Origin of the sequence: Algihabitans albus (assembly GCF_003572205.1) — a bacterium.
Lineage (GTDB): Bacteria > Pseudomonadota > Alphaproteobacteria > Kiloniellales > DSM-21159 > Algihabitans > Algihabitans albus.
The window spans coordinates 297,188-320,806 of the sequence record NZ_QXNY01000005.1 but is presented as its reverse complement, the minus strand read 5'-3'; the positions used below and the strand labels follow the sequence as shown (position 1 = coordinate 320,806).

Genomic DNA, 23,619 nt, shown 5'->3' with positions numbered 1-23,619 from the left:
GTCGAGAAGTCTGGCGGAAAGGGCGATGGCCGATGAAGGACAGGGTGCAGGCAGCCGTGATCGGCGGCGGCGTGGTGGGCGCCTCGGTGCTCTATCATCTGACCAAGGCCGGCTGGCACGACGTGGTGCTGATCGAGCGCAGCGAGCTGACCTCCGGCTCCACCTGGCATGCCGCGGGCGGCATGCACACCCTCAACAGCGATCCCAACGTCGCCAAGCTGCAGAGCTACACGATCAATCTCTACCGCGAACTGGAGGAGATTTCGGGCCAGTCCTGCGGCATCCACCTGACCGGCGGCATCATGCTGGCCGGCACATCCGAGCGGCTCGACTACCTGAAGGTCGCCCAGTCGAAAAACCGCCTGCTCGGCCTGGAGACCGAGTTCATCTCGCTCGACGAGGCCGAGACGATCTTCCCCATCATGGACAAACGCCACTTTCTGGGCGCGCTCTATGACGCCAACGAAGGCCATGTCGATCCCTCCGGCGTCACCAACGCCTACGCCAAGGCCGCCCGCCTCCAGGGCGCCGAGATCTACCGCCACACGCCGGTGATCGAGCTGTCCCCCGCCCCGGAGGGCGGCTGGCTGGTGGTCACCGAGAAGGGCACGATCCATGCCGAGCAGGTGGTGAACGCCGGCGGCCTCTGGGCGCGCGAGCTCGGCCGCATGGTCGGGTTGGAGCTGCCCCTGCTGGCCATGGAGCATCAGTACATCGTCACCGACGAGATGCCCGAAGTGGTGGCGCACGGCCGCGAGCTCGCCCACTGCATCGACTTCGAGGGCGAGGCCTACATGCGCCAGGAAGGCCGCGGCATGGTGCTCGGCACCTACGAGCGGGCTGGCGTGCCCTGGTCGCCGGAACGGACGCCCCCGGACTTCGGTCACGAGCTGCTGCAGCCGGATCTGGACCGCATCGCCCCCAGCCTGGAGGTGGCCTTCGAGCACTTTCCCGCCCTGGGCAACGCCGGGATCAAACGGACGATCAACGGCCCCTTCGTCTTCGCACCCGACGGCAACCCGGTGATCGGGCCGGTGCGCGGCCTGCCCGGCTACTGGCTGGCGACCGGTGTGATGGCCGGCTTCAGCCAGGGCGGCGGCGTCGGTCTGACGCTCGCCAACTGGATGGTCGAGGGCGATCCGGGCATGGACGTCTTCGCGATGGACAACGCCCGCTTCGGCGCCTGGGCCGATACCGCCTACACCCATGCCAAGGTGCAGGAGAACTACGCCCGCCGCTTCAGCATCACCTTCCCCAACGAGGAGCTGCCGGCTGGCCGCGCGCGGCGAACGACGCCGGTCTATGGCGAGCTTTCGGCCGCAGCCGCCGTCTGGGGCGCGACCTACGGACTGGAGCAGGCCTTGTGGTTCTCGCCGGAGGGGCCGGGACAATCGGAAATCCCGAGCTTCCGCCGTTCCAACGCCTTCGATCCGGTCGGCGCCGAGGTACGGGCCTGCCGCGATGGCGTCGGCCTGTTCGAAACCTCGGGCTTCGCCAAGTACCAAGTCACGGGCGAGGACGCGGAAGCCTGGCTCGACCGCCTCTTGGCGGGACGACTGCCGAAGACGGGACGCATCGCCCTGACGCCGATGCTGGCGCCGGACGGGCGGCTGCGCGGCGACTTCACGGTCGCCCGCGCCGACGAGGAGACCTTCCACATCTTCGGCTCGGGCCCTTCCGAGGGCTTCCATCTGCGCTGGTTCGAAAGCCAGATGAACGGGGCGCAAGTGACAGTCGAGGCACAGGGAGACCACCTCGTCGGGTTCATGATCGCCGGGCCGAAGTCGCGCGAGCTGCTCAGCCGGCTGGCCGAGGGCGACGTCTCCGCCAACGCGTTCCCCTTCCTCTCCTTCGCCCGCATGCGAGTCGCCGGCGTATCGACCCAGGTCGGCCGGATCTCCTTCACCGGAGATCTGGGCTACGAACTCTGGGTCGCGCCGGAAGATCAGCCCCGGTTGCTGGCCGAGTTGCGCCGTCAGGGCGAAGACTTGGGCCTGAGGCTCTTCGGCAGTCGCGCACTGGACTCCATGCGGCTGGAAAAGGGCTACGGCGGCTGGCTGCGCGAGTATTCGGTCGACGACGAGCCCTACGAGGCCGGCCTCGGCCGCTTCGTGGCGCTGAACAAAGGCGACTTCATCGGCCGCGCCGCCGCCGAACGCGTCAAGACCGAGGGCCCAAAGCGCCGGCTGGTCACCCTGCTGGTGGATACGGAGGAAGCCGATGCCTGGGGCGACGAGGCGGTCTGGCAGGACGGCAAAGTCGTCGGCAACGTAACCTCGGGCGGCTACGGCCACTCCGTCGGGCAGTCGATCGCATTGGCCTACGTCCCGGCCGAGCGGGCGACAGATGGCGCGGCCTTCGAGGTGGAGATCCTGGGCGAACGCCGCCCGGCCCGCCTGACGTCCGCGTCGCCCTTCGATCCCGACGGCGCGCGGATGCGGGCTTAGCGTGCGGCCGTTGCGGTCACCGTTTCGGCGGCGGGCCGCTCGACCAGCCGTTCCAGGGTCTCGACCCGGTCGGCCTCTTCGGCGGGTTTGTCCCAACGGATCCGGCTGATCCGGGGAAAGCGCATGGCCAGGCCGGACTTGTGGCGGGTCGAGGGGTGGACGGCATCGAAAGCCACCTCAAGCACCAACCCCGGTTCGACGGCGCGGACCGGTCCGAAGCGCTCGGTCGTATGATCGCGGACCCACTTGTCGAGCTGACGCAGCTCCTCGTCCGTGAATCCGAAGTAGGCCTTGCCGACCGGAACCAACTCGTCGCCCCCTTCGCTGTCTGGCCTCCAGGCGCCGAAGGTGTAGTCGGAGTAGTAGCTGGAGCGCTTGCCGTGGCCGCGCTGGGCGTACATCAGCACGCAGTCCAGCAAGAGCGCATCGCGCTTCCACTTGTACCAGGGTCCTCTCGGCCGGCCGGCGACATAGGAACTGTCGGTCCGCTTGAGCATCAGCCCCTCGATCGAGTTCTCCCGGGCCGTTTCGCGCAGCGCCTTCAGATCCTCCAGGGTCTCGAAGGTCAGCAGGTGGGAGAGGTCGAGGCGGGCCGGCCGCGTTCGGGCGATCCAGGCCTCAAGTCGCCGGCGACGCTCGATGAAGGGCAGTCCGCGCAGGTCCTCCTCCCCATCGAACAGCAGGTCGTAGACGCGCAGGTGCGCCGGGTAGCTCTGCAGCATCTTGGCTGAAACGGTCTTGCGACCGAGGCGCTGCTGCAGGTCGTTGAAGGGCGCCACCTCGCCGTCGCGCAGCACCAGCAGTTCGCCGTCCAGGACAGCATCGTAGTCGATCGTTTCCAGAATGTCGGGGAAGGCACGCCCGATGTCGTCGCCGGTGCGGCTGAACAGCCGGCGCTGGCCGCCGCGGCCGACCAACTGGACCCGGATGCCATCCCATTTCCACTCGGCGCAGTAGTCGCGGACCGGGAGGGCTTCGATCTCCCGATCCTCCAGCGGGTTGGCCAGCATCAAGGGGCGGAAGGCGGCCGCCAGGTCCAGATCGGGGATCGGACCGCGCCCCTCCAGCCAGGCGAAGAGGCTCTCGTAGGGCGGCTCCAAGCCGTGCCAGAGCTCCTCGATTTCGGCCACGTCACGGGCCCCGAAGGCGGCCAGCGCCGTCTTGGCCAGACGCGCCGACACGCCGACGCGCAGGCCGCCGGTAATCAGCTTCAGCAGTCCCCAGCGGCCGGTGGCATCCAGCGTGTCGAGCCAACCCTCCAGAAGCTGCGGCACCTCCCGGCGGCTGGCGGCGTTCAGCGCCTCCACCACCTCGCCAAGATCCGGCGCCCGGTTGGCGCCGGGCCGCTCCGGCCAGATCAGAGCCACCGTCTCGGCCAGATCGCCGACATAGTCGTAAGACCAGCCGAACAGCACCGGGTCGCTGCGCTCCGCCACAAGGTCGCGCACCAGCGCCGGCTTTGCGCTGGTCAGCGCCAGGGTGCCGGTGATGGCCGCCAGAGCCCAGCCACGGTCGGGATCCGGTGTGCTGCGGAAGAAGTCGGCCAGCTGGCGCAGCTTGCCGTTGCGCGAGGGCGTGTAGATCAGCCGGTCCAGAAGCTCGGCGAAACCGGGCATACTCACGGGCTCGGCTCCTGAGCCAGCTCCTGCTCCTCCTCGCCGCGGCCGATCAGGGAGAGCGCGCGGGCGCGGAAGCCCTGCTGCCCGGCATAGTGGACCAGCGCTTCCTCACTGCCGTGGGTCACCCAGACTTCGGGGGCGCCCACATCGGCCAAGGTCTGAACCAGTTCGTCCCAATCGGCGTGGTCGCTGACGATCAAGGGCAGTTCGACACCGCGCTGCCTGGCCCGCTGGCGCACCCGCATCCAGCCGGAGGCCATGGAGGTCACCGGATCGGACAACCGCCGCGCCCAGCGGTCGGCGATGGCCGAGGGCGGCGCCAGCACGATCTCGCCCGCCATCTCCTGCTTGTTTGCCGCCGTGGCGGGCCTCAGCTCGCCCAACACCACACCGTGGTCGCTGTAGAGTTCGCAGAGCTGCTGCAGAGCGCCGTGAATCCAGATCGGCCGGTCGTAGCCGGCTCGGCGCAACAGCGCGATTACCCGCTGCGCCTTGCCCAGCGCGTAAGCCCCCACCACGTGGGTGCGTTCCGGAAACAGGCGCAGAGAGTCGAGCAGCTTGGCGATTTCCCCGTCGGTCGGCGGATGACGGAACACAGGCAGGCCGAAGGTCGCCTCGGTGACGAAGACGTCGCAGGGCACCGGCTCGAAAGCCCGGCAGGTCGGGTCTTCCCGCCGCTTGTAGTCGCCGGAAATGACGATCCGGCTACCCCGGTACTCCAGCACCGCTTGGGCGCTGCCAAGCACGTGGCCGGCGGGCGCGAGAGAGACGCGAACCTCGCCCACGGTGCGCGTCTCGCCGTAGGGCAAGGGCTCCAAAGAACCGCCGGCGGCCTCCCGATAACGGCTGCGCATGATCGCCAGCGTCTCGGGCGTCGCCAACACCGCAGCATTGTTCGGACGCGCGTGGTCCGCATGACCGTGGGTGACCACCGCCCGCTCCACCGGCCTGGCGGGGTCGACGTAGAAATCGCCGGGGATGCAGTAGAGTCCGGCTGGCCGGACCTCGAGCCAGGTATCGGGGTGGGGCGCGCTCGAAACTTTCAACATGCCGCTTGATATGGCTCAGACCGGCTGCCTTCTCAAACCCCGCACTTCCCAAACCCCATCGTTTCGCGGCCGCCGAGGATGCGCTACTGTACAGCCCATGGCTGAGACCTTCGACCTGCACTCCGACTTCGCCAAGCTGGACCTGGTCGAGGACTGGGATCTCTGCCGCGTACTCCTGATGGAGGACTCCTATTATCCCTGGCTTGTCCTCGTGCCCCGTCGCGACGGGCTGCGCGACTTCCACGATCTGGAGGGGGCCGATCTCCAGGGGGCGACGGCGGAGATCGTGAAGGCCTCGAAGGTCTTGGTGAACTGCTTCAGGCCCGACAAGATGAACGTGGCGGCGCTCGGCAACCAGACCCCGCAACTGCATATCCATGTCATCGCCCGCTTCCAGACCGACCCGGCCTGGCCCGGACCGATCTGGGGGAAAATTCCGGCGCGGCCTTACGATCCGGTCGAGCGCGAGGACCTGCTGGTCCGCCTGCGCGGCGCGATCGTCGAGATGGAAAATGCCGAGGGGTGAGAGACCATCATTTCTTACGTAGAATATAAAAAAATTACCTTAAGATATTGATAGAAAATATTATTATCCTGAGTTTATCGAACGACCGTCTACGCCCACCTCCCGTCGTCCCGACTGCCGAAAGTTAGAACCGACCGGCACTTCCGCCTATCTTGCCCGTATGGTCGCCGCCCGCCTTCCCGCTTCCCAACTACCAGCCTCCTTCGCCGCCTGGTTCAGCCAGCGTGACTGGGCGCCGCACGCCCATCAGCTCGAGATCTGGGAGGCGGCCCGACAGCGCCAGTCGGCGCTGCTGATCGCACCGACCGGTGCCGGCAAGACCCTGGCCGGTTTCCTGCCTTCGCTGATCGACCTGGCGGCCCATCCGCGCGAGGGCCTGCACACGCTCTACGTCAGCCCGCTGAAGGCGCTGGCCGTGGACATCGAGCGCAACCTGACCGATCCGCTCGCGGAGATGGGCCTCGACATCGCCGTCGAGACCCGCACCGGCGACACGCCCCAGGCCAAGCGCGTACGCCAACGCAAGAAACCGCCGCAACTCCTTCTAACAACACCGGAATCCCTCGCACTTCTCCTCAGCTATCACGATGCGGCCAAGATTTTCGCGGGACTCGACACCGTCGTCATCGACGAGTTGCACGCTCTGGCTTTCGGCAAGCGCGGCGACTTGCTGTCCCTCGGGCTCGCGCGCCTCTCCGCGCTTGCACCGGGGGTCCGGCGGGTCGGTCTTTCCGCCACGGTGCACGACCCGGATTTCCTGCGTGCCTGGCTATCGCGAGAGGGAGACGCCGGGGATCCGGAGGTACGCACGGTGCTGGGCCGCGACGGCGCCGAGCCGGAAGTCGAGATCCTGACCACCCGCGAACGCCTGCCCTGGTCCGGGCACATGGCCGTGCATGCGCTGGGCGAGGTCTACGAGCGGATCAAGCAAGCCGGCACCACGCTGATCTTCGTCAATACCCGCGCCCAGGCCGAACTCTGCTTTCAGGAGCTCTGGCGGCTCAACGACGCCAGTCTGCCGATCGGCCTGCACCATGGCTCCCTGGCGGTCGAGCAGCGCCGCAGGGTAGAGGCGGCCATGGCGGCCGGCAAGCTGCGTGCCGTGGTCGCCACCTCGTCCCTCGACCTCGGCGTCGACTGGGCCAGCGTCGATCTGGTCGTGCAGGTGGGCGCGCCGAAGGGCGTCTCCCGCCTGCTGCAGCGCCTGGGACGGGCCAACCATCGCCTGGACCAGCCGTCCAAGGCGCTGCTGATCCCCGCCAACCGCTTCGAGGTGCTGGAGTGCCGCGCCGCCAAGGAGGGCGTGCGCCAGCGCAGCCTGGACGGAGATCCGCCGCGCGACGGCGGGCTGGACGTGCTGGCACAGCATATCCTGGGCGTGGCCTGCGCCGGACCCTTCGATGCGGACGGGCTCTACGCGGAAGTCTGCCGCGCGGCGCCCTACCGAAACCTTGCCCGCCGAGACTTCGACGACTGCCTGGGTCTGGCGGCGACCGGCGGCTATGCGCTCAAGACCTACGAGCGCTTTCGGCGGCTGGTACGCGACGCGAAAGGCCTTTGGCGCGTCGCCAGCCCGGCCCACGTCCGGCGCTACCGGATGAACCTCGGGGTCATCGTCGATGCCCCGACCCTCAAGGTGCGCCTGCAGAACGGCCGCAGTTTCGGCGAGGTCGAGGAGTACTTCGCCCAGATGCTGGTGCCGGGCGACAGCTTCATCTTCGCCGGCGAACTGCTGACCTTCCTCGGCATCAAGGACACCAGTCTGATCGTCGCGCGGGCCAGCGGTGCCGGCGAACCCAAGGTGCCGAGCTACATCGGGGGACGCCTGCCGCTCTCGACCCATCTGGCCGAGCGGGTGCGGGCGATGCTGGAGGACCCGACCCATTCCGATGGAGGCTGGGACGGCTTTCCGCCGGCCGTCGCCGAGTGGCTGCGGCTGCAGCGCTGGCGGTCGGTCCTGCCGCCGCGCGACGGCCTGCTGGTCGAGAGCTTTCCGCGCGGCGGCAAGGAGTTCCTAGTCGCCTACTGCTTCGAGGGACGCAACGCCCACCAGACCCTCGGCATGCTGCTGACTCGGCGGATGGAGCGCTTCGGCCTTGCGCCGCTCGGCTTCGTGGCAACCGACTACGTGATCGCGGTCTGGTCGCTCAAGCCTGCGGAAGACCTGGATTCCCTCTTCGACCAGGACATGCTCGGCGACGACCTTGAGGAATGGATGGCCGAGAGTTCTCTGCTCCGCCGTACCTTCCGCAACGTGGCGGTGATCGCCGGCCTGATCGAGCGGCGCATGCCGGGGCAGGAAAAGACCGGCAAGCAGGTGACCTTCAACGCCGACCTGATCTACGACGTGCTGCGCAAACACGAACCGGACCACGTTCTGCTGCGCGCCACCCGCGCCGACGCCGCCACGGGCTTGACCGACATCGGCCGCCTGGCCCAGATGCTGGCGCGGGTCCAGGGCCGCATCCTGCACCAGCGGCTGGACCGCGTCTCGCCGCTCGCCGTGCCGGTGCTGCTGGAAATCGGCCGGGAGCAGGTTTACGGCGACGCGCTCGACGAGTTGCTGGGCGAAGGCGCTCAAGCGCTGATCGAGGAGGCGACGGCTCCGACGCTCGATCAGGCGAAGCTCCCTCTATGACCCGAGCCATGCCCACGCAGCGGGCAAGACGCGTCCCAGCGCCGCAGCGCGTCATCCGACGTGAAGCGACTCTCGCCGACCGGCTAGACTGACTCCATGTTCGATCGCCCACGAAGCCAGTCCGACGAGGTGGCGCTGCTGCGCGTGAACGGACAGAGCCTGCAGCCGCTGGTGAGCGGCGCGCTCTGGTGGCCGTCTCAGGCCACGCTGATCGTGGCCGATCTGCATTTCGAAAAGGGCTCCAGCTTCGCCGCGCGCGGTCAGTTTCTGCCGCCCTACGATACCTCCACGACACTCGAAAAACTTGAGATATTAGTCGAGAAATTTTGCCCAAATGCATTGATTGCGCTGGGAGATTCTTTTCACGACAGAGCCGCCGCGGAGCGTATATCACAGCAAGACCAAGCGCGTATCCGGCGCCTGGCGGCAAAACTCGACTGGCTATGGATCGCCGGCAATCACGATCCGGACCCGCCGGCCGATTGGGGCGGGCAGGTCGCGGTGGAGACGACGGTCGGCGGATTGGTCTTCCGCCACGAAGCGCTGGCGGACCGACCGGACGGCGAACTAAGTGGCCACTTCCATCCGAAGGCCTGCGTCCAAGTGCGGGGCAAGCGCGTCTCCGCACGTTGCTTCGTCAGCGACGGCCGGCGCCTGATCCTGCCTTCGTTCGGGACTTACACGGGCGGACTAGACGTGTTGGACCCAGCCGTCTCCGACCTCTTCCCGAACAGCTTCACGGCGCATCTGCTCGGCAAGAAGGCACTGGCCGCCTATCCGGCTTCCGCATTGGTCGGCATCGTTGGGTAAAAGATCAAGGTCGGCCAGCCACGGAAAAGGTCGGCATGCAGTGGCATGCCGACCCTCCAGGACGCAGCAGTTTCGATTGGGGAAACCGAAAGGCCGCGCCGACCTGACGTCCGGAAGATTTACTCCGGCAGTACCACGGTGTCGATCACATGGATCACACCGTTCGACGCCTCGATGTCAGCCTGGATCACCTGAGCCTGGTTCACCATGACGGCACCGCCCATGGCCTTGATGTCCAGCGACTGACCCTGAACGGTCTCGGCCATGGTCTCCTGACCCATGACGTCGCTCGCCATCACTTTGCCGGGGATGACGTGGTAGGTCAGGATCTCGACGAGCTGCTCGCGATTCTCGGGCTCGAGCAGACTCTCGACCGTCCCTTCGGGCAACTTGGCGAAGGCTTCGTCGGTGGGTGCGAAAACGGTGAAGGGACCATCACCTTTCAAGGTGTCGATGAGACCGGCGGCCTCGACCGCGGCCACCAGCGTCTCGAAATCTTCGTTACCAGCGGCAATTTCGACGATGTCGTCGGCCTTCGCAGCCAGGGCGCCGAACGCGATCGGCAAGGCGACGGCGGCCGCGGTCAGACTCCGGATGATAGTCATGGGGCTGGTGCTCCTGTTTGAAGGTTCGTCTCTCGGGCCGTGAGCGGGCGCGTCTGAACGCGCGCTTCGACCAAACAGCAATTAGAAGACAGGGCGCACTCGGCAACCGCCTGATTTACATGACAAAAATTTAATTTTATCCGATGATCTACTTAGGAGGGAGGACCGTAACAACACCCGTCGACAAACGCCTCGTTAGGTCTAGCTGTCTGCAGGTAGCGACGTAGCCGCCGGAGTTTTATGTCAGATACCCTTTCCGCCTCGGGCAGAGCCGGCCCCGTCCTGGTTTGGTTCCGCCAAGACCTTCGGCTTTCGGACAACCCGGCCTTGGTCGCCGCAGCCGAAAGCGGCCGTCCGATCGTTCCCGTCTATCTGCTGGACGACGAAACGCCCGGCAGTTGGAAGATGGGCGGGGCGTCGCGCTGGTGGTTGCATAGGAGTCTCGAGCGCTTGGCCTCCGACCTGGGCGCCAAGGGCGCTTACTTGCTTCTCCGCCGCGGTCGAGCGGAGCAGGCGATGCCGGCGCTTGCCGAGGAGATCGGAGCAACCACGGTTCTTTGGAACCGCTGCTACGAACCTTGGGCCGTCCCGCGCGATACCGCGATCAAGCAGCATCTGAAAGCGGCAGGCATCGAGGTGGAGAGCTTCGCGGCCAGCCTGCTTCAGGAACCCTGGACGGTGCAGACCGGTGCCGACAAGCCCTATAGTGTTTTCTCCCCCTTCTGGCGGGCGATCCGCAACCGTGAGGTCCCGAAGCCGCTGGCAGCCCCCGACAAGCTATCGGGGCTGCCCGGCATCGAGGGCAACAAGCTGGAGCAGTGGGAGCTGCTGCCGCAAACCCCGGACTGGGCCGGCGGTCTGCGCGAAACCTGGGTGCCCGGAGAGGCGGCCGCGCAGGAAAGACTGGCCGACTTCCTCAAGGATCGGGTCGCCGGCTACGCCGCCGAACGCAACCGACCCGACATCGACGGGACCTCGGGCCTGTCGCCCTACCTGCATTGGGGGGAGATCTCGCCGCGTCAGATCTGGCACGCGACCTTGCATCACCTCTCGGCGGAAGACACAGCGGAAAAGGGTGTCTGGTCGTTCCTGAGCGAACTGGGCTGGCGCGACTTCTCCTACCATCTGCTGTTTCACTGGCCGTCGCTGATGGACGAGACCTGGAAGGAGAACTTCAAGGCCTTCCCCTGGCGCGAGGATGCGAACAGCTTCCAGGCCTGGTGCCGTGGAAAGACGGGCTTTCCGATCGTCGATGCCGGCATGCGCCAGCTCTGGCATACCGGCTGGATGCACAACAGGGTGCGCATGATCGTCGGGTCGTTCCTGATCAAGGACCTGATGATCCATTGGCGGGACGGCGAACACTGGTTCTGGGATACGCTGGTGGATGCCGACGCGGCCAGCAACGGCGCGAGCTGGCAGTGGGTCGCCGGCTGCGGCGCCGACGCCGCTCCCTACTTCCGCATCTTCAACCCCATGACTCAGGGTGAAAAGTTCGATCCAGCCGGCGATTACGTTCGTAAATGGATTCCAGAGGTGGCTGACTTGCCGGATCGCTATCTGCACCGGCCCTGGGAGGCACCGGAAGAGGTGTTGGCCAAGGCCGGCGTGACGCTCGGCGAAACCTATCCAAAGCCCATCGTCGACCACGGCCGGGCGAGAGAGGCCGCACTAGCGGCCTTCGAAAAAATCAAAAAGGGCGCCGCATGAAAATCGCAGTTGTCGGATCGGGGGTGGCTGGGCTGGGAGCTGCCTGGGCACTATCCGCCGACCACGAGGTCGTGGTCTACGAAGCCGAAACACGGCTTGGCGGCCACTCCAATACGGTCGAGGTTACCGCAGTGGATGGCCGGACCGTTCCCGTCGACACCGGGTTCATCGTCTACAACGAACGGACTTATCCCAACCTGATCCGTCTGTTCGAGCATCTGGGCGTGGCGACCGAAGCCAGCAACATGTCCTTTGCCGTCTCCGTCGACCGGGGTCAGTTCGAATACGCCGGTAGTGCCGCCGGTCTCTTCGCGCAGCGACGCAACCTTCTGCGCCCGAGGCTTTGGCGGTTGCTGCGCGACTTGCTGCGCTTCTACCGAACGGCACCGGCGTTTCTCGAGACCACGGGCGATCTTCCGATCGGCGAGTATCTGCAGCGCGAGGGCTATTCGCAGGCCTTCATGGACGACCACCTGCTGCCAATGGCGGCGGCGGTCTGGTCCTGTTCGACCCACGAAGTCCGGGCCTTTCCGACCAAATCCTTTCTGCGTTTCAACCTCAATCACGGTCTCATGCAGCTCACCAACCGGCCGCAATGGCGTACGGTGTCCGGCGGTAGCCGCGAGTATGTGAAACGCCTGTCCGCGCCCATCGCGGCGCAAGCACGGTTGGGCACGCCAGTTGCCGCGATCCAACGCACCGCCGCCGGCGTCACGGTGACCGACCGGCAGGGCCACAACGACCTTTTCGACCAGGTCGTGCTGGCCTGCCACGGCGATCAGGCGCGCGCGCTTCTGGGCACGGACGCCAGCAAGGCAGAAGCCGCCGTTCTGAGCGCCTTCCGCTATCAGCCGAACCGCACGCTGTTGCACCGGGATCCCGGACTGATGCCTCGGCGCCGGAGCGTCTGGTCCAGTTGGAACTACTTGAGCGGCAAGACCGCCGACGATCGGCGCGCCGTCTCGGTCACCTACTGGATGAACCGCTTGCAGAACCTCGATCCGGCGGTCCCGCTCTTCGTATCTCTCAATCCGATCGACGAACCCCGCACCGACCTGATCGAGGCCGAGTTCAACTACGATCATCCGGTCTTCGACAGCGACGCCGTGGCGGCTCAGGCCGCTCTGCCCGAGATTCAAGGCGTGGCGCAAACCTGGTTCTGCGGCAGCTACTGCGGGTACGGCTTCCATGAGGATGCCTTGCAGGCCGGCTTCGCCGTGGCAGCGGCGTTGGGAAGCCCCGTCCCTTGGGCCAGCGACGTGGTTCCCGCCAGTCCCTCCGCCAATATCGTGCCGCCTAACCTGCGACCGTATGTTGTGGAGCCGGCCATCGCGGCGGAGTAGGTTGGACTCGATATGCATTCGGCGCTTTATTTCGGAGAGGTGATGCACAAGCGGCTGCAGCCCTTTGTGCAGCGCTTCGTCTACCGGGTCTTTTCTCTCTGGATCGACCTCGACGAGCTTCCGCGACTGCATCGACAGCTCCGGCTGTTCAGCCACAATCGCTTCAACCTCTTCAGCTTCTGCGACCGCGATCACGGTGCGCGCGACGGAACTTCGCTGCGGCCCTGGATCGAAGCCCAGCTTCGCGCCGCCGGCCGCGACATCGCCGGCGGCCCCGTGCGTCTGCTCTGCTTTCCCCGGGTTCTGGGCTATGTCTTCAATCCGCTTACCATCTGGTTCTGCCATCGGCCGGACGGCACGCTCGATTCCCTTCTCTACGAAGTGCGAAATACCTTCGGCGAGAAGCACTGCTACCTGATCCCGCTGGGACAAACGCCACCGCCGGGCGCCGCGATCCGTCAGTCGTGCGACAAAGGCTTCTACGTTTCACCCTTCATCGGGATGCAGGCCCGTTACCGTTTCAAACTGACGGTTCCTGACACCCGGCTGTTCGTCGCCATCCTGCAGGACGTACCGAACGGTCCGCAGTTGATAGCGATGCAGACAGGCAGACGACGCCACCTCAGCGATGCCACGCTGCTGCGCGCCTGCTTCGGCCGGCCTCTCCTGACCCTCAAGGTGATCGCCGGCATCCACTGGGAAGCCGTGAAACTCTGGCGACGGGGCGCGACCTTCCACAAGCGGCCCGCACCGCCCACGACCGCAGTCACCCTCATCGCGCCGCAGCCCGCCATCCTGCCAAACGCCGCCGAGTGACCGGCAAGGTGAGTGATTTTCAAAGAGAGAGATCGCGCATAACCGTGACAGACCTGACTCAAGAGCTTCAAGAGACTGCCCACCTGCCACGTCCCTACGGCGTTCTTGGCTTCTTCGGGCGCCGCCTGGCCTGCGGCAGCGCAACACTGCTTCTGCCGGACGGCAGCCGCTATCTGTATCGAGGGAGCGAACCAGGGCCACACGGCGAACTTCAGGTTCTAAACCCCCGCGCGGTCCGCCGCCTGATCTCCGGCGGCTCCACCGGCTTCGCCGAGGCTTACATGGCCGGGGATGTGGACTCGCCCGATCTGGCAGCCTTCCTTCGGGTCGCCGCGTTGAACTTCGAGGCCTGGGAAGAGCGCCTGGAAGGCAGTGCGACCTACCGGATGATGAAACGCTTCTGGCATCTGATGCGCCCTAACAGCCGTAGCGGCGCGCAGCGCAACATCGCCTTCCACTACGACTTGGGCAACGCCTTCTACGGCGCCTGGCTCGACGAGACCATGACCTACTCGTCGGCCGTCTTCGAGCACGAGGCCATGGATCTGAGCGCTGCACAGCGCGTCAAGTACCGCAGGATCGCCGAAGCGGCCGACCTCTCTCCCGACCACCATCTGTTGGAGATCGGCTGCGGCTGGGGCGGCTTCGCGGAGTTCGCGGCGAAGGAGATCGGTGCGCGGGTGACGGCCGTGACGATTTCGAACCAGCAGTTCGCCTTCGCCCGCAGACGCATCCAGGAGGCCGGCCTCACCGACCGGGTCGAGATCCGTCTCCAAGACTACCGGGACATTCCCGACCGCTTCGACCGGATCGCCTCCATCGAGATGTTCGAAGCGGTCGGCGAAAAGTACTGGCCCGCCTATTTCGCCAAGGTCCAAGAGAGCCTTCGACCGGGCGGCCGGGCCGCGCTGCAGGTCATCACCATCGCCGACGGTTTCTTCGAGCGCTATCGCCGCGGCGCCGATTTCATCCAGCGCTACATCTTTCCCGGCGGCATGCTGCCCTCCCCCTCGGTGCTTCGACAGGAAATCACGACAGCCGGGCTGCGATGGGTCGACGATCATGGCTACGGCCGCCATTACGAGCGCACACTTGCCGATTGGCATGAGCGCTTCGATGCCGCCTGGCCGCAACTGACAACGCTGGGCTTCGACAGCTACTTCCAGCGGATGTGGAAGTACTACCTCGCCTACTGCGAGGCAGGCTTCGCCACCGGCCGGATCGACGTCCGACAACTGACACTGGCCCGTGAGTGACTCCGGTCCGGACCACCCCAGCGAGGACGCGTAAGTGAGCGACAACGTCGCGAAAGGCGGTCGCGTACCCTGGTCCATGTTGACCGCCTTCGGTCTGCTCGGCTTGCCGATGGCGACTCAGCAACTGCCGCTCTACGTCTTCCTACCGCCTTTCTATGCCCAGGATCTCGGCATCGGCCTGACAGCGGTCGGTGCGGCCCTGCTCGGCGCACGTCTGTGGGATATGGTCACCGATCCCCTGGTCGGCTGGCTGTCGGACCGCAGCGGAGGGCGCTTCGGCCGGCGCAAGCCCTTCATCCTCGCCGGCATGCCAATCCTGATGGTGTCGATCTGGTTTCTTTTCGTACCGCCGGAAGGGTCCGGTGCGCTGCACCTGCTGATCTGGACGATGATCGCCTACCTGGGCGGTACGCTCCTGGTGCTGGCCCATCAGGCCTGGGGTGCGGAACTCTCGCCCGACTATCATCAGCGCAGCCGGATCGCCATGAGCCGCGAGCTCTTCATGGTGACCGGCACGGTCTTGACCGTCGGGCTGCTGATGGTGACGCGCGGCGACGTCGGCGAAACGATGCGCTTGATCGCCTGGGGCTTCACGCTGACATTGCCGCTGGCCGTTGCCTTGGCGCTTTGGCGCGTTCCGGACAACCAGGTTCGGCGCGCGACCAGTAGCTTCAGCCTTCGCCAAGGGTTCCGCCTGCTGGTCCGCAACAAGCCCTTCGGACGGCTTCTCGCAGCCTACTTTCTGAACGGCGTCGCCAACGGCCTGCCGGCCAGCCTGTTTCTGCTCTACATCGGGCATGTGCTACGGCCCGAAGCGGAGGCTTGGCAGGCTGTGCTTTTGCTGACCTACTTCCTCAGTGCCGTCGCGGCGGTCCCGATCTGGCTCAAACTGTCCTATCGTTTCGGAAAACATCGAACCTGGATTTTTTCCATAGCCTGGGCGTGCCTGGTTTTCGTCTGGGTGCCCTTTCTCGGCGAAGGCGATGTTTGGTGGTTCCTGCTCGTCACCGTGCTGACGGGTGTCAGTCTGGGGGCCGATCAGGCGCTCCCCTCCTCCATGCAGGCCGATGTGATCGACCTCGACCGCTTGAAGTCGGGCCGGCAACGTGCCGGGCTCTACTTCGCGCTCTGGGGCATGGCCAACAAGCTTTCGCTGGCGCTTGCGGCCGGACTGGCGTTTCCCCTGCTCGATCTCTTCGGGTTCGACCCACAGGCAGAGGTCAACAGCGCGTCTGCGCTACTCGCTCTCGCTGCGCTCTACGCTCTGCTCCCCGTCGTCTTCAAACTGGCCAGCATCTGGACCGTGGCAGGCTTTCCCATCGGACCGCAAACTCAGGCCCGTATTCAACGGCTGATCCAAAGGCGAGAACTTCAACGTATCCAGACCAGACAGTGATCAGTCTGACTCGCTTTGCGAGTCCGACGGTGACGTTGGATCTGGTCTGGATTCAAATAGGAAGAGGCTGTTTCTTGTGATCGACGGAACCGCGAAGCGGATCCAGACGATGACAACAGGCTCTCGAGGTAAGACATGCAACGTCTTTCACTGGCCGCAGTGCTGGTTGCCGTGACGGTCATCACAGGGTGTAGGTCAATGGATATCGAGGATTTCGAGGGTCGCGCACCGAAGCTGGTGTTAGAGGAGTTCTTCGCCGGCCAGACAAAGGCATGGGGGATTTTCGAGGATCGCTTCGGCAACCTGCGCCGACAGTTCACGGTCGACATCGAAGGCACCTGGGACGGCCAGACGCTCACACTGATCGAAGACTTCTTCTACGCCGACGGCGAGATCGACCAACGCATCTGGACGCTGACGAAAACAGGCGAGAACACCTACGAGGGCAGCGCCGACGACGTGACCGGCGTTGCGCGCGGTCAAACCGCCGGAAACGCCTTCACCTGGAGCTACAACCTCGATCTCCAGGTCGGCGAACGGACTTGGAACGTACATTTCGAGGACTGGATGTTCCTGCAGGACGACGGGACGATGGTCAATCGCGCCTATGTCAGCAAATGGGGCTTCCAAGTCGGATCGGCTACGATCTTCTTCCAGAAAGACGGCCTGGCGGATAGTCAGCAGAGCGGAATACGGCACCAACGCGCAGCCGAGTAGTCGCCGCCCTGGAGACGTATCGTTTTAGGTGCGATCGCGATCGCGCTTCCGACTACGATGATCGCGCCTAACCTTGGCTAGGACGATACCTAGACCAGATAGTGATCAGTCGGGCCCACGTATTGGGTCCGGCGATTACGCTAAATCCAGTCTCGATTCAAAGTGCGAGAGTCTGTTTCTTGGGATCGGCGGAACCGCGAAGCGAGTCCATACGATCACAACAGGCTCTAGTCCGGGTCGACGACACTGCGCCAATGCGGGAGTGTGAGACGGATTGTGCAGCCGCCTTCTTCGCCGCAGTTGTCCAGCGTCAAGGTACCGCCGTGAAGTTCCGTCAATCGCTTCGCCAATGCCAGTCCAAGCCCCAGACTGCCGCAGTCTCCGCCGTCGCAGTTTCCTCGGCTGAAAACGTCGCCACCGCTGCTAAACGGAGCGATCAGGGTCTCCCATCTGTCCGGCGACAGGCCAGCGCCTCTATCGCGAACGGCGAAACTGACACCGCCGTCGCTCGCCCCCCAGGTCAGCACGACATCTGCAGACGTCGTCTTACCGGCGTCTCCGCCTTGCCCGACGGAACCATACTCGATTGCATTGGACAGCACTTGAAATAGTGCCTGCTCGAGCAAGGCCGGATCGCCGCGCAGTACCAGGCGCTCGGCGGAGTTCTCACTCGGCTCGATCCGCAGCGCGATGTCCGCGGCCATCGCCCGCGCCGCCACGAGGCTACAGGCACGCTCGGCCAGAGTGTAGGCGTCGATCCGCTCCTCGCTGACCTCTACCTGCCCGTACGCAACCTCCGTGTACCGCAACACACGCTCAGCGAAGCGCTCCAATCGGCGACCGCCGTCCCGCATCGATTCGGCGTAGCCACGATAGACCGGCGGAGTGATCGGCCCTCTGACTTCCTCCGCTATCAAATCGGCGAAACCGATGATCGCATTGAGCGGCGTACGCAGTTCGTGGCTGAGCAGGGCCAGGGCCTGCATTCGCTCTCTTTCCAGCTCGACCTGCTCACTATGAGCCGTCGCGCCGACGGCGCGGCGCGCTTTCAGAAGACTGGTCGTCAGACCGGCCAGATCCTCGAGATCGACGAGGTCCTCGGCACTGAACTCCGGCCGCGGCTCGAAGCCGACGATGCAAAGCGTTCCGAGAGCGGATCCATCGATGATGAGCGGCACGCCTGCGTAGAATCGAATGTGTGGCGGCCCGATGACCAGAGGGTTGTCCGAAAAGCGCGGATCCTGCGATGCGTCGCGAACGATCAAGGGAGAACTCGCGACAATGGCATGGGCGCAAAAGGCTTGATCGCGCGGTGTCTCGCGTGCGGCGAGACCTACCTGCGCAAAGAACCACTGACGCTCGCTGTCGATGAGCGATACCAATGCAATCGGCACGGCGAAACGGCGAGAGGCCAGCCGGACGATCCTTTGGAATTCCGGATCGAGCGGTTGATCCAAAGCTTCGCAGTTTTCCAGAACGCTAAGGCGATAGCCCTCGTTAAAAGGCACGGGCACGCCTGAGATAGCAGTCAGCATCTTCGACATCAAAACTGCTTTTCACGTGAATTGTTATAATAACTATGATCAAAAATAGACAAAAACCCTTAACTTGAAATGAATACTACCCAAATTATACGCAGAATTACCTATTTTTAGTTGCTTTAAGGGATTTGGATTCGATTTATAGAAGCTTTCCAAGCCAAAATAGACAAGAGATAACGCAGGAGGCGTGACACAGTATCCCAGATCGGCGGAACTGCAACGGCGCCTCCGGAAAGCCGCCCGAGCTTGACGACTTCTAAAGATCGCGCGCCATCGGCACGAAAGTCTTGTTTTTCCAGGTAAAACGACCGGAGACTGCTCACCCGAGTGGCGCATGGAAACGCTCGGCGACGATCGCGTGGGAGTGGATCATCGCGAAACCAGCCTCGAGCGACCGACGGCCGCGCGGGCGTCGGTCGCTCGAGGATCAAATCATCGTTCGTGCGACAATCTGCGGCGCACCTGCCCAATCAGCCAGCCGAGAAGAGGCAATTTGGCGTAGAACTGGCCGCCCGCGTCCCAATGGTCGAGATGCTGAGAAACCCGGTCGTCGGCCCCGAAGCGCAACTCGGACATCCCGTCGATCTGCCATGCACGGCCACCGGACTTGGTCCGGAAGGTCATGCGCCAGCGCAGATAGCCGGCCTCCTGCCCCAGGGCCACGTCCGAGACGGTAAAGCCAGGTTCCTGAAGCCGATCGAACATCTCGCGAAAGACGCCCAGAAAAGCCTCGCGTCCCCGAAGCTCGTTAAAAGGATCGACGAAGCGGACATCGTCGCCGACCAGCGCGCCAAGATCGTCGAGCGTGTCGGGTGTCAGATCCTCAAAAACCTTCGCGTAGCGCCGCAGCGCCTCCTCCCGCGTCACGCCGACGGCTCCCGATCCTTCACCATCCGCCGGGTTAGCGCGAAGTAGAGGCCGTAGGGCAACAGTCGCAGGAGCTTCAGTAGATAGGCGAATCGCCGGGGAAAGACGATCTCGAAGCGGTCGGACTCCAACCCCTCGGCAAAGGCACGGGCAGCGGCCTCCGGCTCCATCAGGAAAGGCATGGGAAAGTCGTTCTTATCGGTCAAGGGAGTTCGTACGAAGCCGGGATTGACGACCTGAACCGTCAGCCCCGCGAGGGCCAGTTCCGGGCGTAGCGACTCGCACATGTTGATGAGGCCGGCTTTGGTCAGGCCGTAGGCGGCGGCCGAGGGCAGCCCACGGTAGCCGGATAGCGAGGCCACCACCGCAATCCGTCCGCGCCGGCGGGCCTTCATGGCGGCGATCATCGGCTCCAGGCAGAACACCGTGCCCATGACATTGATCTCGACCAGCTTGCGGAAGTCCTCCGCCTTGAGGCTCCAGCCGTCGACGGGAGCATGGGTGCCGGCATTCAGGACCGCCGTCTCGATCGGCCCGACATCGCGTTCGATCGTCCGCACCGCTTCCGCGACTGCCGGTCCGTCCGTGACATCGAGGGCCCAAGGCACCACACGGCCCTGGCCGTGCTCGAGAGCCGCGTCCTTCACAAGCTCCTGAAGTTTGTCCAGGCCACGCGCACTGGCCACCACCGTCCGGCCACGCCGTACCAACTCCAAGGCCAGAGCGCGGCCCAGCCCTTGAGAGGCTCCGGTAATCCAGATACAGCCGCTCGCGTCTCCAGTTGTCGTCATAGCGCCCGCCACTCTCCCTCCTCAACCGTCTCTAAACCCGCCAGGAAAGCTTCAGCTTGCTGACGCATGGCCGCGACCTTCTCCGGCTTCATGCGCTGAAAGCTTTTGAGGATCAAAGCCATCCGAGGATTCTTCTCCAGCTTAGCACCATTGCGGGCGATGAAATCCCAATAGAGAAAGTTGAATGGGCAGACCCCGTCTCCGGTTTGCCGCTTCACATCGTAGCTGCAGCTCCTACAGTAGTTCGACATGCGGTCGATGTACTTTCCGCTCGCCGCATAGGGCTTCGAGGCGAAGGCCCCGCCATCGGCGAAGAGCGCCATGCCCGTGACGTTGGGCAACTCGACCCACTGGTAGGCGTCAGCATAGACCACCAGGTACCACTCGTTCACAGCTGCCGGATGAACGCCGGCCAAGAGCGCAAAGTTCCCCGTCACCATCAGCCTTTGGATGTGGTGAGCATAGGCGTTCTGCCGGGTCTGAGAGATGGCTTCGGACAGGCAGACCATCTCGGTCTCCCCGGTCCAATAGAAAGCCGGCAAATCGCGCCGCGCCTCGAGAAAGTTTTCGTCCGCGTAGTCGGGCATCTTGAGCCAATAGATCCCACGGACGAACTCTCGCCATCCCAAAACCTGGCGAATGAATCCCTCGACTGCATTGAGCGGTGCCGTTCCGTCGCGCCACGCGCGCTCGACCCGGGTGCAGACAGCCTGAGGGTCGAGCAACCCGGCATTGAGATACTGCGAGATCACCGAATGGAAGAGGGTCGCTTCGCCGAAAGCCATGGCGTCCTGATAGTCGCCGAAGTTCGGCAAGCGCTCCTGCACGAAAACCTCGAAGGCCGTCTCTGCCTGTTCCGCCGTGACCGCAAACCAGAAAGGATAGAGCTCGCCGAAGTGATCCGCGAAGCGCGCGGCAACCAGGTCCAGGACGTCTCCCGTGATATCGTCCGGCGGAACCTGAAGAATCTCCGGCGCGGAGAGATCCTCGGGCAGAACCTTGCGGTTTTCCTGGTCGAAATTCCAGCGACCGCCTTCCGGCTGGCCGCCCGAGTCCATAAGGATTCCGGTCCTGCGCCGCATTTCGCGATAGAAGTATTCCATCCGCAGAGACTTGCGCTCCTTCGCCCAGTCAGCGAAGGCTGCATGGCTGCAGAAGAAGCGATCGTCCGCGCGAATCTCGACGGGCAGATCGAGCTCCGCTTCCCAACGCCCCATGGCCTCGCTGAGCCGCCACTCGCCCGGTTCCGTGACGACGATCCGCTCGGGGGCGTGACGTGCGACCGCGCGGCGAAGCTCACCGAGAAAGCTGCCGCCGTTCTCGGGATCGTCCAGCGTCACGTAGTCGACCGCGATGCCCTCTTGCTTCAAGGCCACCGCGAAGTGACGCATTGCCGAGAAGAGAAAGGCGATCTTCTTCTTGTGATGGCGGACATAGGTCGCCTCCTCCCACACCTCGACCAGCAGCACGCGGTCACGATCCGCGTCCAGGTCGGACAGGGAGGACAGGCCGCGGCTGAGCTGGTCGCCGAGCACCAAACGCAGTGCGGCAATTTGCATGGAGAGAAGAGGGCCTAACGGTCGTTCTGATTGTTCAGCAGACGGTTCTCGTATTCTTCTTCCTCGCCGGCGAAGAAGCTGACTTGATCCAGATTGTCAGGCACCCCGCCACGGAAGTACTCGATCTGCTCGCCATTGACCTCAAAGGCGGTCTTAACCCACTCGTCGTGGTCGTCGTACCAAAGATCGATTTCGAGGTCGCCGGTCATGCGGTAGTGACGCGCCGGGATCACCTCGCCCGCGACCCAAACGTCCATCTGCCCGACCAAATCCGTGGAGACCTCGCGAATCTTGCCCTTCTGGGTATCGATCAGCCGTTCGGCCTCGACAATTTCGTAGTTCCAATAGCTGGTAGAGAGGAGATAGGCCGGCACGATTTGGGTGCCGTCCTTCGTCTCGACTCTGATTCCGTCGGGCGTCTGCTCGGCACGCACGAAGTATTCGGCGCCGTCGTCGTCGGTCTGGGCGACCAAGCTCACAAGCTGGCCATCACGCCAGATCTCACGATTTTCGTGACTGTAGCGGAAGAAGGTGAAAGGGCCGACGGTCACTTCCAGATCGATGGTGACCAGAACCTCGAGGGCGCCGTCGCGTTCAATGAAGCTCAAGCGGTGTTCGCCCAGGGGCGAGTCGCCGCGCAAGACCTGGAAATCGAGACCGCCATCCTCCGGTATGGATGCGACCGCGGGCAGGCAGAGGGCCGCAGCCAGACTGCCCACAATCAACGCACGCACCGGCCTCGATTTTTTCAAGCTCATCGGTTCCTCATCTTCTTACCAGCTAACGCAGGTCTGATATCTGCCTATGTGGTGACGCCCGACCAGCCGATCACCGCGATTTAGAGAGTGTTACGCAGGATTTAGCGGAGTGGATGATCATCTTGGTTAAGAAAATCTGAAACCGCCCGGAAAACCGTGGCGCGGTCGGCCGCAGAGCGCCCGAATCCCGCGCCGTGTCCGGAGATGCTCTCGATCACCTCTACCCGCGCCGTCGGGAAAGCCGCCGCCTCGGCGATCACCTGCGACGGCGTGAAGTAGGCGTCGGTCGCGGAGGGCAGAAACAGGATGGGCAGGCGCGCCTTCGACGCCGCGGACGCGAAGTCTTCGGTGCCGCCGGCGATGTCGTGCGCCTGCCATGTCCGGAGATGGCAAACGAGATCGTTGGCATCGCGGTCGTGGTAGCGAAGCCGCCACTTCGCCAGAAAGCCTTCCGCGTCCTCGGCGGCCGTGTCCTCATAGTCGAGATGATGGCCGAGACCGAAGAAAGCCGGACTGAGCGCCCAAGGCGCCCAGGCCTCCGACAGACGCGACAGACCCTCCAGCGGTGGCGTGCGATAACGCCCGCCAGCAAAGGCCGCGTCGCTCGTGAGCGCCGACTCCAGGCTGTGCAGAAAAAGCTGCTGGTGCAGTCCGGCACGGGCCGACCCCACCAGAACGATCGCGCGAGCCACCCGGTCCGGATGACTGACTGCCCACTGCACGGCCTGCTGTCCGCCCATGCTCGCCCCGACCACGGCGGCAAGACGCGCCACGCCCAGATGGTCGAGCAGCCGGGCTTGCAGCGCCACGTTGTCGCGGATGGTGACGGCCGGAAAGTCCGGACCGTCGAACGGCGGTGGCGTGTTGGAGGGGGACGAGGAGCGGCCGTTGCCCAGCAGTTCCGTCTGGATCAGCCAGTGGCGCGCCGGATCGAGGGGACGCCCCGAACCGACCAGATAGGAGAGGTCGTCCGGCGTTTGCGCGAAGGCCGTGCAGGTCAGGATCGGCAGACCTTCGCCCACCCGCCCTTGGTTACGATAGGCCAGTCGGGCGCAGGGCAGCACCCGGCCGCAGTCCAGCGACCAGTCGGCAAGCTCGAAGACCTCGTAAGGCGGCGGGGAGGTGTCGGTCATCGCGGTATCGGTCATGGCGACAATCCTGCAGTTGTGCG

General features: G+C 64.6%; 19 protein-coding genes. 10 read left to right on the top strand and 9 right to left on the bottom strand.

What is annotated here, in order from left to right; translation table 11 throughout:
- Positions 1-32 precede the first annotated feature (32 nt).
- Positions 33-2,447 (top strand): GcvT family protein, encoded by a 2,415-nt coding sequence (locus DBZ32_RS15540; protein ID WP_119168100.1) that lies wholly within the window; start codon positions 33-35, stop codon positions 2,445-2,447.
- Here the strand turns inward: DBZ32_RS15540 and DBZ32_RS15535 are convergent.
- Both DBZ32_RS15535 and DBZ32_RS15530 read right to left on the bottom strand, forming a co-directional pair.
- Positions 2,444-4,063, bottom strand: a complete 1,620-nt coding sequence (locus DBZ32_RS15535) for a cisplatin damage response ATP-dependent DNA ligase (protein WP_119168099.1) — start codon at positions 4,061-4,063, stop codon at positions 2,444-2,446. The genes DBZ32_RS15540 and DBZ32_RS15535 overlap by 4 nt on opposite strands.
- 2 nt (positions 4,064-4,065) lie before the next feature.
- Positions 4,066-5,115 (bottom strand): ligase-associated DNA damage response exonuclease, encoded by a 1,050-nt coding sequence (locus tag DBZ32_RS15530; RefSeq protein ID WP_119168098.1) that lies wholly within the window; start codon positions 5,113-5,115, stop codon positions 4,066-4,068.
- A 97-nt stretch (positions 5,116-5,212) separates the two neighbouring features.
- Between DBZ32_RS15530 and DBZ32_RS15525 the strand changes: the two genes are divergently transcribed.
- From DBZ32_RS15525 to pdeM, 3 genes are all read left to right on the top strand, one after another.
- A complete protein-coding gene (locus DBZ32_RS15525) occupies positions 5,213-5,641 on the top strand; it encodes an HIT domain-containing protein (protein ID WP_119168097.1) in 429 nt (142 codons plus the stop codon).
- 160 nt (positions 5,642-5,801) lie between these two features.
- Positions 5,802-8,279: a ligase-associated DNA damage response DEXH box helicase gene (locus DBZ32_RS15520; protein ID WP_119168096.1), complete on the top strand. Its 2,478-nt coding sequence runs from the start codon at positions 5,802-5,804 to the stop codon at positions 8,277-8,279.
- 96 nt (positions 8,280-8,375) lie between these two features.
- Positions 8,376-9,089 (top strand): ligase-associated DNA damage response endonuclease PdeM, encoded by a 714-nt coding sequence (gene pdeM, locus DBZ32_RS15515; protein WP_119168095.1) that lies wholly within the window; start codon positions 8,376-8,378, stop codon positions 9,087-9,089.
- Positions 9,090-9,208: 119 nt separating this feature from the next.
- Here the strand turns inward: pdeM and DBZ32_RS15510 are convergent, their stop codons facing one another.
- Positions 9,209-9,694: a fasciclin domain-containing protein gene (locus DBZ32_RS15510; RefSeq protein ID WP_119168094.1), complete on the bottom strand. Its 486-nt coding sequence runs from the start codon at positions 9,692-9,694 to the stop codon at positions 9,209-9,211.
- 240 nt (positions 9,695-9,934) lie between these two features.
- Here DBZ32_RS15510 and DBZ32_RS15505 point away from each other — a divergent pair, with 240 nt between their 5' ends.
- From DBZ32_RS15505 to DBZ32_RS15480, 6 genes are all read left to right on the top strand, one after another.
- A complete protein-coding gene (locus DBZ32_RS15505) occupies positions 9,935-11,404 on the top strand; it encodes a cryptochrome/photolyase family protein (protein WP_119168093.1) in 1,470 nt (489 codons plus the stop codon).
- The gene (locus DBZ32_RS15500) at positions 11,401-12,747 is read left to right on the top strand and encodes an NAD(P)/FAD-dependent oxidoreductase (protein WP_119168092.1); all 1,347 of its coding nucleotides are present in this window, start codon (positions 11,401-11,403) and stop codon (positions 12,745-12,747) included. Before DBZ32_RS15505 ends, DBZ32_RS15500 begins: the two co-directional genes overlap by 4 nt.
- A gap of 12 nt (positions 12,748-12,759) precedes the next feature.
- On the top strand, positions 12,760-13,563 hold the full coding sequence (locus tag DBZ32_RS15495; RefSeq protein ID WP_119168091.1) for a DUF1365 domain-containing protein: 804 nt from the start codon (positions 12,760-12,762) through the stop codon (positions 13,561-13,563).
- Positions 13,564-13,607: 44 nt separating this feature from the next.
- Entirely contained in the window at positions 13,608-14,819 is a 1,212-nt protein-coding gene (locus tag DBZ32_RS15490) for an SAM-dependent methyltransferase (protein ID WP_235830224.1), read from the top strand.
- 34 nt (positions 14,820-14,853) lie between these two features.
- Positions 14,854-16,215 carry an MFS transporter gene (locus DBZ32_RS15485; RefSeq protein WP_235830223.1) on the top strand — a complete coding sequence of 454 codons (1,362 nt, stop codon included), beginning with the start codon at positions 14,854-14,856 and terminating at the stop codon, positions 16,213-16,215.
- A 135-nt stretch (positions 16,216-16,350) separates the two neighbouring features.
- On the top strand, positions 16,351-16,932 hold the full coding sequence (locus DBZ32_RS15480) for a DUF3833 domain-containing protein (protein WP_119168090.1): 582 nt from the start codon (positions 16,351-16,353) through the stop codon (positions 16,930-16,932).
- Positions 16,933-17,159: 227 nt separating this feature from the next.
- Here the strand turns inward: DBZ32_RS15480 and DBZ32_RS22680 are convergent, their stop codons facing one another.
- The 6 genes from DBZ32_RS22680 to DBZ32_RS15450 form a co-directional block, all read right to left on the bottom strand.
- On the bottom strand, positions 17,160-18,476 hold the full coding sequence (locus DBZ32_RS22680; RefSeq protein WP_119168089.1) for a GAF domain-containing sensor histidine kinase: 1,317 nt from the start codon (positions 18,474-18,476) through the stop codon (positions 17,160-17,162).
- Between the two features lie 429 nt (positions 18,477-18,905).
- A complete protein-coding gene (locus DBZ32_RS15470) occupies positions 18,906-19,340 on the bottom strand; it encodes a nuclear transport factor 2 family protein (RefSeq protein WP_119168088.1) in 435 nt (144 codons plus the stop codon).
- Positions 19,337-20,131: an SDR family NAD(P)-dependent oxidoreductase gene (locus tag DBZ32_RS15465; protein WP_119168087.1), complete on the bottom strand. Its 795-nt coding sequence runs from the start codon at positions 20,129-20,131 to the stop codon at positions 19,337-19,339. Before DBZ32_RS15465 ends, DBZ32_RS15470 begins: the two co-directional genes overlap by 4 nt.
- Entirely contained in the window at positions 20,128-21,690 is a 1,563-nt protein-coding gene (locus DBZ32_RS15460) for a cryptochrome/photolyase family protein (protein ID WP_119168086.1), read from the bottom strand. The genes DBZ32_RS15465 and DBZ32_RS15460 overlap by 4 nt, the downstream gene beginning before the upstream one ends.
- 14 nt (positions 21,691-21,704) lie before the next feature.
- Positions 21,705-22,448: a DUF6134 family protein gene (locus DBZ32_RS15455; protein ID WP_119168085.1), complete on the bottom strand. Its 744-nt coding sequence runs from the start codon at positions 22,446-22,448 to the stop codon at positions 21,705-21,707.
- Positions 22,449-22,549: 101 nt separating this feature from the next.
- The gene (locus tag DBZ32_RS15450; protein WP_162906782.1) at positions 22,550-23,596 is read right to left on the bottom strand and encodes an alpha/beta fold hydrolase; all 1,047 of its coding nucleotides are present in this window, start codon (positions 23,594-23,596) and stop codon (positions 22,550-22,552) included.
- Positions 23,597-23,619 lie beyond the last annotated feature (23 nt).

What these genes read in the sequence shown, in the direction of transcription:
- DBZ32_RS15510 (WP_119168094.1), bottom strand. Translation starts at nt 9,694, where the DNA reads ATGACTATCATCCGGAGTCTGACCGCGGCCGCCGTCGCCTTGCCGATC.
- DBZ32_RS15540 (WP_119168100.1), top strand. Translation starts at nt 33, where the DNA reads ATGAAGGACAGGGTGCAGGCAGCCGTGATCGGCGGCGGCGTGGTGGGC.
- DBZ32_RS15505 (WP_119168093.1), top strand. Translation starts at nt 9,935, where the DNA reads ATGTCAGATACCCTTTCCGCCTCGGGCAGAGCCGGCCCCGTCCTGGTT.
- DBZ32_RS15500 (WP_119168092.1), top strand. Translation starts at nt 11,401, where the DNA reads ATGAAAATCGCAGTTGTCGGATCGGGGGTGGCTGGGCTGGGAGCTGCC.
- DBZ32_RS15525 (WP_119168097.1), top strand. Translation starts at nt 5,213, where the DNA reads ATGGCTGAGACCTTCGACCTGCACTCCGACTTCGCCAAGCTGGACCTG.
- DBZ32_RS15465 (WP_119168087.1), bottom strand. Translation starts at nt 20,131, where the DNA reads ATGACGACAACTGGAGACGCGAGCGGCTGTATCTGGATTACCGGAGCC.
- DBZ32_RS15530 (WP_119168098.1), bottom strand. Translation starts at nt 5,115, where the DNA reads ATGTTGAAAGTTTCGAGCGCGCCCCACCCCGATACCTGGCTCGAGGTC.
- DBZ32_RS15455 (WP_119168085.1), bottom strand. Translation starts at nt 22,448, where the DNA reads ATGAGCTTGAAAAAATCGAGGCCGGTGCGTGCGTTGATTGTGGGCAGT.
- DBZ32_RS15495 (WP_119168091.1), top strand. Translation starts at nt 12,760, where the DNA reads ATGCATTCGGCGCTTTATTTCGGAGAGGTGATGCACAAGCGGCTGCAG.
- DBZ32_RS15535 (WP_119168099.1), bottom strand. Translation starts at nt 4,063, where the DNA reads ATGCCCGGTTTCGCCGAGCTTCTGGACCGGCTGATCTACACGCCCTCG.
- DBZ32_RS15450 (WP_162906782.1), bottom strand. Translation starts at nt 23,596, where the DNA reads ATGACCGATACCGCGATGACCGACACCTCCCCGCCGCCTTACGAGGTC.
- DBZ32_RS15520 (WP_119168096.1), top strand. Translation starts at nt 5,802, where the DNA reads ATGGTCGCCGCCCGCCTTCCCGCTTCCCAACTACCAGCCTCCTTCGCC.
- DBZ32_RS15480 (WP_119168090.1), top strand. Translation starts at nt 16,351, where the DNA reads ATGCAACGTCTTTCACTGGCCGCAGTGCTGGTTGCCGTGACGGTCATC.
- pdeM (WP_119168095.1), top strand. Translation starts at nt 8,376, where the DNA reads ATGTTCGATCGCCCACGAAGCCAGTCCGACGAGGTGGCGCTGCTGCGC.
- DBZ32_RS22680 (WP_119168089.1), bottom strand. Translation starts at nt 18,476, where the DNA reads ATGTCGAAGATGCTGACTGCTATCTCAGGCGTGCCCGTGCCTTTTAAC.
- DBZ32_RS15460 (WP_119168086.1), bottom strand. Translation starts at nt 21,690, where the DNA reads ATGCAAATTGCCGCACTGCGTTTGGTGCTCGGCGACCAGCTCAGCCGC.